Below are 8,820 nucleotides of genomic sequence, written 5' to 3' on the forward strand. Positions count from 1 at the left end.
CCGTCCCGGGTCGCCCGCCCGCGGGAAAGGCACGACCGCGCTCTTGACCCCGATCCACTAGAATCGAGGGGTTCAGAGCTAGAGATGTCGGAGTCCCCATGAGTTCCCCCGCCAGCCACGTCCCCGCCGCCGCCGCGCAGGCCGAAACCACCCCGCTGCGTTTCGTCACCGCCGCCAGCCTGTTCGACGGGCACGACGCGGCGATCAACATCATGCGCCGCATCATCCAGAGCCAGGGCGCCGAGGTGATCCACCTGGGCCACAACCGCTCGGTGGAAGACGTCGTGCGCGCCGCGCTGCAGGAAGACGCCGACGCCATCGCGCTGTCCTCCTACCAGGGCGGCCATGTCGAGTACTTCAAGTACATGGTGGACATGCTGCGCGAGCGCGGCGCCAGCCACATCCGCGTGTTCGGCGGCGGCGGGGGCACCATCACCCCGGAAGAGATCCGCGAACTGCAGGCCTACGGCGTCGAGCGCATCTACCACCCCAACGACGGGATGAAGATGGGCCTGACCGAGATGATCGAGGACGTCATGCAGCGCACCCGCGCCGCGCAGGCGGCGCGCCTGAAGGCCGAGCAGCCGGGCGTGCCGAAGGTCGACATCGACGACGAGATCTCCGTCGGTCACATGCTCACCGACATCGAGGAAGCCCGCCTGGGCGAAACCGAACTCACCCGCCTGCGCAAGGAATGGGACCTCGCCGGCCGCAAGACCCCGGTGCTCGGCCTCACCGGCACCGGCGGCGCCGGCAAGTCCTCGGTGGTGGACGAACTGCTGCTGCGCTTCCTGCACGCCTTCCCCGAAATGCGCATCGCCGTGCTCGCCGTCGACCCGACCCGCCGCCGCTCCGGCGGCGCGCTGCTGGGCGACCGCATCCGCATGAACTCCCTGCGCTCCCACCGCGTGTACATGCGCTCCATGGCCACCCGCCGCCAGCACATGGCCACCAACGAGGTGCTCAAGGACTGCATCGCCTTCCTCAAGAGCCAGCCCTACGACCTGGTCATCGTGGAAACCGCCGGCATCGGTCAGAGCGACTCGGAGATCGTGGATCTCGTCGACTTCCCGATGTACGTGATGACGTCCGACTACGGCGCCGCCAGCCAGCTCGAGAAGATCGACATGATCGACTTCGCCGAGCTGATCGTGCTCAACAAGTTCGACAAGCGCGGCGCCGAAGACGCCCTGCGCGACGTGCGCAAGCAGTGGAAGCGCAACCGCACCGCCTTCGCCCTGAAGGACGAGGACGTGCCGGTCTACCCGACCATCGCCAGCCAGTTCAACGACCCGGGCGTGACCTGGATGTTCGCCAACCTGTGCCGCCTGCTGCGCGAGAAGAAATGGGGTCAGAGTCATTTTTCGAACGAAGGCGCAGGCAAGAACGAGGGACAGGGGTCGAAAAATGACTCTGACCCCATTTCTTCCCCCCACGCCATCGGCAGCCCGAACTGCAGTTTCCAGCCAGACCTCGACACCAGCCTCAAGGAACCGCGCGCCACCGTCCTCATCCCCGGCAGCCGTGTGCGCTACCTCGCCGAGATCGCCGAGCAGGGCAGGGGCATCAACAGCTCCATCGCCCGCCAGGCCGAAGCCGCCAGCAAGGCCCAGCACTACTACGAATCCCTCAAGGAACTGGAGGACGACGCGCTCCCGCGCCCGCTGGACCTCTACGACCACACCCAGATCCTTCCCCCGCCCGCGGGGGAAGGTGCCCGAAGGGCGGATGGGGGAGACCTTGCGGTAGACCGCACCCTCGCGCTCCTTCGCCAACGCTACAACGAAGCGATCAAGGAACTGACCAGCGAGTCGGTTCATCTCCTGCGCGATTGGCCCGCCCTGCGCGAATCGGTCACCAAGGACGTCAACGAATACCAGGTCCGCGGCAAGACCATCCGCGTGGAGAACTATCGCGAATCCCTGAGCCACCAGAAGATCCCGAAAGTCGCCCCGCCCAAGACCGAAAGCTGGGGCGACCAGTTGCTCTTCCTCGGCAAGGAAAACCTCCCCGGCCACTACCCCTACACCGGCGGCGTCTACCCGTACCGCCGCACCGGCGAAGACCCCACCCGCATGTTCGCCGGCGAGGGCACCCCGGAGCGCACCAACCGCCGCTTCCACTACCTGAGCCAGGGCGGCGCCGCCACGCGCCTGTCCACCGCGTTCGACTCGGTCACCCTGTACGGCGAAGACCCGGCCCCGCGCCCGGACATCTACGGCAAGATCGGCAACTCCGGCGTCAACATCGCCACCCTGGACGACATGAAGAAGCTCTACTCCGGCTTCGACCTGTCCGCGCCGACCACCTCGGTCTCCATGACCATCAACGGCCCGGCGCCGATGATCCTGGCGATGTTCATGAACACCGCGATCGACCAGAACGTGGAGAAGTACCTCAAGGCCGACGCCGCCCGCTGGGCCGAGGCCGAAAAGAAGATCGCCAAGCTCTACGAAGGCCGCGAGCGCCCGCGCTATTCGGGTGAACTACCGAAGGGCAACGACGGTTTGGGCTTAGGGTTGCTCGGCGTCACCGGCAACCAGCTCGTCGACGCCGAGACCTACGCCCGCATCAAAGCCGAAACCCTGGCCGCCGTGCGCGGCACCGTGCAGGCCGACATCCTCAAGGAAGACCAGGCACAGAACACCTGCATCTTCTCCACCGAATTCGCCCTGCGCATGATGGGCGACATCCAGCAGTACTTCGTCGAGCACAAGGTCCGCAACTTCTACTCGGTGTCGATCTCCGGCTACCACATCGCCGAAGCCGGCGCGAACCCGATCAGCCAGCTCGCCTTCACCCTCAGCAACGGCTTCACCATCGTCGAGTACTACCTCGCCCGGGGCATGCACATCGACGACTTCGCGCCGAACCTGAGCTTCTTCTTCAGTAACGGCATGGACCCGGAGTACACCGTCATCGGCCGCGTCGCCCGCCGCATCTGGGCCCGCGCCATGCGCGAGCGCTACGGCGCCAGCCCGCGCAGCCAGATGATGAAGTACCACATCCAGACCTCCGGCCGGTCGCTGCACGCGCAGGAGATCCAGTTCAACGACATCCGCACCACGCTGCAGGCGCTCTACGCGCTGTTCGACAACTGCAACAGCCTGCACACCAACGCCTACGACGAAGCCATCACCACGCCGACCGAAGAGAGCGTGCGCCGCGCCGTGGCGATCCAGATGATCATCAACAAGGAACTGGGCCTCAACTTCAACGAGAACCCCTGGCAGGGCAGCTACGTGGTCGAGGAGCTGACTGACCTGGTGGAAGAAGCCGTCTACAAGGAGTTCGAGGCGATCAGCGAGCGCGGTGGCGTGCTCGGCGCCATGGACACCATGTACCAGCGCGGCAAGATCCAGGAGGAGTCGCTGTATTACGAACACAAGAAGCACGACGGCTCGCTGCCGCTGATCGGCGTGAACACCTTCCTGCCGAAGGAACACGGCGGCGAAGTGGCCACCGAGATCGAGCTCATTCGCTCCACGGAGGAGGAGAAGGGGCAGCAGATTGCCAACGTGCGGGCGTTCGGGGAGGCGCGGAATGGGTTGGCGCCGGAGAGCCTCAAGCGGTTGCAGCAGACGGCACGGGAGCGGAAGAACGTTTTCGAGCAGTTGGTCGAGGCAGTGAAGTACAACTCGTTGGGGCAGATCAGCCACGCGTTGTATGACGTGGGTGGGGAGTATCGGCGGAATATGTAACGAGTAGTTTAGTCAGGCCGGTTGGCGTTTACTTGAGCGAGGAAGGGGGCGAAATGGATGTATTTGGACTGGCCGACGCGACGTCGGCAGAGGAGCTGGCACGGCTTCGCAAACGGGAGCTGCGGAACCTCTTGACGTCATACGCCGATGAGGCAGACGTCTTTGCGGAAGTTATTCAGAACGCGTGGGACTCTCTCCTCATTGCAAACGCGAGGCAGTTGTACCGCCCGGGGGAAGTCCCAACCATTACCGTTGTAATTGGTAGACGTGCGGGCGGTGACCCCCACTACCTGATGGTCGTCGACAACGGCACTGGGATGGCGCCTAACGTTGCACGACGGTTCACGGCTCCGGGGTATTCCGCAGAAAAGGCGCTGGGCCGTTCTATTGGATACAAGGGCGTGGGAGCATCTTTCTTTTTTGCCGCCTCGAACAAGGTCGGGTTCCTGACGCGGGATGCTTCGGGCGCTGTCTCCCAGGCAACCGTATCGGGCGCCTACGCCTGGGTGATGGGGAGCCAGGAGCCGGTACCGCGTGTTGAAAACGCCATGACCTGTCCTCCGGCGGTTGCTGACCTGCTCAACTTCCAGCGCGGCACGGCCGTGTATTACGAGTTTCACGCCGGCGGCAAACCCAAAAGCCTTTCGCACATCGTTATCAACGATTTAGACAAAGAGCGCGAGGCGAAGAAGTGGGCGACGTATCTGGCCGCCAAAACCGCCCTCGGACAGGTCAACCCGCTGTCTAGTTTTACCCCGACAATCAACGTCTGGTTGGACGATGGTGTGGAGGTTACAAAGACGACCTGGGTGCTAGGGCCGTATGACCGAACTAGAAACCATCTCGGATACCCCTACCCGTGGCGTGTTTTTGCAGTACACAAGGACGTTGAAGACATCCTCTCGACTCCGGAAGCCAGTCGGAGTTGGACCCACGCAGGGAAACATCAGGCCCTTAGGTTGCGCTGGAACAAGGAACAGGTGCTGCGCCTCAGTCCACCAATTGACTTTACTGAAGAGGAGTCCGAGGTTCTGGAGGCGAACTTCGACTTTCTTGATGTATTTTTTGCCTACTCCACGGACGTCTTAGGCGAAGTACACAATCGCACGGGTACGCGCGCGAAGCAGGTTCGATATGGCGTGCGCTTGGCGGTGGATGGAGTCCCTCAAGGTAGAATGCTCGAGTTCGATCTTACGAGCAACACAGGTCTCGCGAGGCAGGCGCACGCTCTCTGCGCATTCAAGAAGCTTGAGCTTGACACCGGGCGCAAGATTCCTGCCAGTGAGGTGGTGTCCGAAGTCGTTCGCAAGCTGACCGTCCGAGCGATGACTCAACTCGCTGACTTCCGCTGGGCGATGAAAAAGAAGCAGCGGTCCGAGCCGGCCATCGACCTCGATTCTTGGCGCAGCAAAGTAGAGGAGAGGATGTCAGGCTCCATCGTTCGGACGCTATTCGAAAGGCTCGGCTCGCGGTCGCCGCTCCTGGTGGACCCTGACTCTGAGCAGGACGTAATCGCCTTATTTACGGGCTTATTGTCGGCGAGCGTCCTGAAAGGCTACACGCTCGCTGCGCTCTCTGGCTTTAATCGTTATGACGGCCTGATCACGATTGACGATTCTTCCGCTCAGGTTACCAACCACGACGACGCCCTTTCGGTGCAGGCACCAGACGCACACCGCGGTGGAGCGCTTAAAGTGATTGAGTTTAAACAGCAGTTCCAAGATCTTCTCCTCGACTTCGACGAGGCAAAAAAACGACCGCAGGATATAGATCTGCACGTCTGCTGGACTCTGCCGAAGCTGAATGTAGGGCGCGGCTCCCTGAGGTACACCTACGGCGACCGAAGGGATTTCCGCCAGGTCTATGGAATGACTCACCTTTGGGCCGACGAGAACGACACCAGCGAGATTCCGGTGATATCCCTGAAGCACCTCGTCTGTGAGGCGCTCATGCTGCGCGAGGCAAACGAACCCGGGATCGGCACGGCGCGCTTCAATGAGCTTCTTCTCGCCGATCGAGACGCTTCCATCTAGCACAGGTGGCATTCGCTGTCACATAACGGCGACCTAAGAAGCGGGGTCGGTTCGTGCCGGAAGGGGAAAAGCGGCGGCAGGTTCATTTCCTGCGAGTTGAAGTGAACCTGACCCGTTCGCCCCGGCTGGCTCTTTGAGAGAGCCTGTAGAGCATGCTCATAAGCACTGTGATCACCCCCGATCGGTTAGTGGAGCTGGTGAGACTTTGTTTACAAGAGCTGCATGAACTTACGGCGTCGAGTTTGGCCCATCACTTGGATTAATGCGGCGACGTATGACCTGCCTCCGCTAGGGATTTCAATTCCTGCGCGTGACGATGGTTGGGATCCGCATATTGAAGTGCCCCAATGTAATGTTTGGCGATGCGGCCATCCTTATCCAGGTTGGCCGAGCAATGCGCCTGGGCGTGCGAGTATTCGTCGAATTCGCGGAAACGAAGCTTGATCTCATATATCGCATTTACTCCGCGCCCATCTCGGCGAGCGGAACTCACGATTCCGTTGAATTTGTTTTCTATGAGCCCCACGAAGGACAATTCGTCCAGGTGGGCGTCATCTTTGGCCTCTACGTCGAACCATATTTCTTTGCTACCAATGTGAAATGAAAAGTTCAAAGCAAGTCTCCATCGTTGGTGGCGGAGGACGGGTTCCACATTGCCGTATAGCTAGCGCTGGGGATCCAGGTCGGACGGATCAGCTAACCTAGAGGCTGTTACCGTGACCCGCAAGCACGCCGCGAAAACGTGAAGGAGCAAGCCATGGATAGCAAGACCTCTCCTCTTCTGCCGTCTCCGATCCCGATCACGTTCTTCGCTACGGACCACGTTAAAGAGTTCGCGCGCGTGTCGGACGTCGTGGAGTGGGCAACGCTCCAGCAGGCGGCCTGGGTGTCGGCGAAACCGACCCAGCAAGCTCTAGCCCAACAGTGGGAAGCCCAACGATCGCAATGCGTGGTCATCCTGCAGACCGCAACCGTGCTCGGCGCGCTGCTTGATAAGCCTGCTGATGAGCGAACTCCTCAGGACAATCAGCAGATCACCGACCATCACCAGGCTTTGAGGAACCGGTTGGCTAATTACGCCTCGGGTCAAGTCTTAAGCACCGAGCACCCGCAGTTTGGCCTCATCCAAGCTCTCGCCGCGGCCGATCCCAATGCTGGCGCCGTATTGTTGGTGTCGTTCATGCCAAATGGGGCTCAGCTGCTCGACCGGGCGCACACATTGGACGCAATCGTCCGAGCTGGTGCATCCGCCGCGTGGCTAGACAATGCTCGCGGAAAAACTATAAAGGCTCTTCGCTCGGAACTATCCGCCCTGAAAAGAACTGCGCAAACAGAAATTGAGACTTGGCGTACGACCATAGACGAACACTCTTTGGCGACTCGCGCGAATCTTCAAGAGCACAAGGACGCCCTTGAAGAACGCACTGGGATGTGGGATCGAATGCGTTCTCGCTGCGAGGACGAGTGGAATGAGCTTAAGCACATTTATGATGAAAAGCTTGCGCTCTTAGCTCCCACAGAATACTGGCGTACCCGGGCGAACTCTCACAGGACTAAGGCCATTTGGTATGCCGTGGCGTTCGCTCTGGCGCTGTCAGTTGGTCTTGCGCTTTTCTCGTGGCTGGCTATCGACCACTTGATTAAACCAATCGGCACTTCGGTCGTGTTAGTTCTTTTGCCGGTCCTCGTGCCAGCATTCGCTGGCGTCTGGGTTCTGCGGATACTCGGACGCTTGCTCTCCGAGAATCTAGCGATCGCTCAAGATGCGTCCGAACGCGAGACGATGGTTAAGACCTTCCTCTCTCTTATGCGCGACGAGACTACCGGTAAATCGGTAGTGACCGATGAAGATCGGCGCATCATCCTCAACGCTTTGTTTAGGCAGTCAGCAGTCACGGCAACGGACGACACTCCGCCGATTCATTGGTTGCAGGCTTTCAAGGCTAAGCCTTAGCAGCTGACTAGAACTAGCCGAATAAAGGGGACGTGGTTAATTCAAAAAGGGGTCAGGGTCATTTTTCTCCAGCGGCGCGCGCTTTTCTAGTCGACCGCGGGACGTCCAAAGGAGGTTATCGTGCCTAACCATGCTGAACGTGCCTACCGTGCTTGGCCCATACTAACTGGCGTTGCTAAGCAACGTAATCCACCTATCACCTATGGAGAGCTAGCTTCTCGGCTAGACATACACCACCGTGCTGTGCGCTACGTATTGTCTGAAATCCAAGACTACTGTTTGTCCGAAAAGAAGCCGCCCTTGACGATTCTCGTGGTAAATGCGGCAGACAGACTGCCTGGAGAGGGTTTTATTGCTTGGGATGTAGACGATCTAGGTGCCGGAATGGAGCAAGTGACTAGCTTTCCTTGGGACGAAATTGCTAACCCCTTTTTGTATGCTGCTTCGGGCGACACCGAGGAGGACTTGGCTGAGCGTCTAGTAGCCAACCCATTGCAATCTGAAGATGTGTACGCGCTTGTCAGGGTGCGTGGTCCGGCTCAGTCGATCTTCAGGAAAGCGCTTCTCCGAGCTTACGACTACCGATGTGCAATTTGTGGTTTGAGCTTTCAGGACGCGCTTGAGGCAGCCCACCTTATTCCGTGGCCTCAAGCCACTCCCGCACAACGAATGTCGCCGACCAATGGCGTCCTACTCTGCTCTATCCATCATCGGCTTTTCGATCACGGAATGATTACCATCGGGCCAAACTGGACAGTTCGATATTTCGACCCAAGGGGACGAGAGGGTCCGTACTCGGCTATCGATGAGCAGGTTAGTACTACGCTTCACGGTAAACCGGCCATCATGCCTGCCGACCCGCGCCACCACCCCGCGCCCGAGGCCTTGGCGCATCATTACAAACGGTTTGAGTGGTCGTTTGACGGCGACGTCCCCCCGCCTTTGAGTAGCACACCGGTTTGGAGTCCAATCCCCCATCCGAAGGAGATTGGACGTGAAGAAACGCTTTTCCGAAGAGCAGATCATCGGCTTCCTGCGTGAGGCGGAAGCCGGCATGGCGGTGAAGGACCTATGCCGCAAACACGGCTTCAGCGAAGCCTCCTACTACCTGTGGCGCAGCAAGTTCGGCGGC

6 protein-coding genes are annotated in these 8,820 nt (G+C 60.1%); 5 read left to right on the forward strand and 1 reads right to left on the reverse strand.

The window, feature by feature from the left end; genetic code table 11:
- The first annotated feature begins 98 nt into the window (after window positions 1-98).
- Both ACFWZU_RS02405 and ACFWZU_RS02410 read left to right on the forward strand, forming a co-directional pair.
- On the forward strand, window positions 99-3,701 hold the full coding sequence (locus ACFWZU_RS02405; protein WP_439699797.1) for a methylmalonyl-CoA mutase family protein: 3,603 nt from the start codon (window positions 99-101) through the stop codon (window positions 3,699-3,701).
- Window positions 3,702-3,754: 53 nt separating this feature from the next.
- Window positions 3,755-5,734 carry a hypothetical protein gene (locus ACFWZU_RS02410; RefSeq protein WP_439699798.1) on the forward strand — a complete coding sequence of 660 codons (1,980 nt, stop codon included), beginning with the start codon at window positions 3,755-3,757 and terminating at the stop codon, window positions 5,732-5,734.
- A 259-nt stretch (window positions 5,735-5,993) separates the two neighbouring features.
- Here the strand turns inward: ACFWZU_RS02410 and ACFWZU_RS02415 are convergent, their stop codons facing one another.
- Complete coding sequence (locus ACFWZU_RS02415; RefSeq protein WP_439699799.1) at window positions 5,994-6,347, reverse strand: hypothetical protein; 354 nt, start codon at window positions 6,345-6,347, stop codon at window positions 5,994-5,996.
- Between the two features lie 144 nt (window positions 6,348-6,491).
- Between ACFWZU_RS02415 and ACFWZU_RS02420 the strand changes: the two genes are divergently transcribed.
- From ACFWZU_RS02420 to ACFWZU_RS02430, 3 genes are all read left to right on the forward strand, one after another.
- Window positions 6,492-7,688 carry a DUF6161 domain-containing protein gene (locus ACFWZU_RS02420; protein WP_439699800.1) on the forward strand — a complete coding sequence of 399 codons (1,197 nt, stop codon included), beginning with the start codon at window positions 6,492-6,494 and terminating at the stop codon, window positions 7,686-7,688.
- A 384-nt stretch (window positions 7,689-8,072) separates the two neighbouring features.
- Window positions 8,073-8,729 (forward strand): HNH endonuclease, encoded by a 657-nt coding sequence (locus ACFWZU_RS02425; protein WP_439699820.1) that lies wholly within the window; start codon window positions 8,073-8,075, stop codon window positions 8,727-8,729.
- Window positions 8,683-8,820, forward strand: a 138-nt coding sequence (locus ACFWZU_RS02430; RefSeq protein WP_439699821.1) for a transposase, incomplete at its 3' end; no start/stop codon positions are given. The genes ACFWZU_RS02425 and ACFWZU_RS02430, both read left to right, overlap by 47 nt.

It is taken from the genome of Frateuria sp. GZRR33 (genome assembly GCF_051900425.1).
Lineage (GTDB): Bacteria > Pseudomonadota > Gammaproteobacteria > Xanthomonadales > Rhodanobacteraceae > Frateuria_A.

Bases quoted from the DNA above. Each gene is read 5' to 3' on its own strand.
- ACFWZU_RS02405 (WP_439699797.1), top strand. From the start codon at position 99: ATGAGTTCCCCCGCCAGCCACGTCCCCGCCGCCGCCGCGCAGGCCGAA.
- ACFWZU_RS02410 (WP_439699798.1), top strand. From the start codon at position 3,755: ATGGATGTATTTGGACTGGCCGACGCGACGTCGGCAGAGGAGCTGGCA.
- ACFWZU_RS02420 (WP_439699800.1), top strand. From the start codon at position 6,492: ATGGATAGCAAGACCTCTCCTCTTCTGCCGTCTCCGATCCCGATCACG.
- ACFWZU_RS02425 (WP_439699820.1), top strand. From the start codon at position 8,073: ATGGAGCAAGTGACTAGCTTTCCTTGGGACGAAATTGCTAACCCCTTT.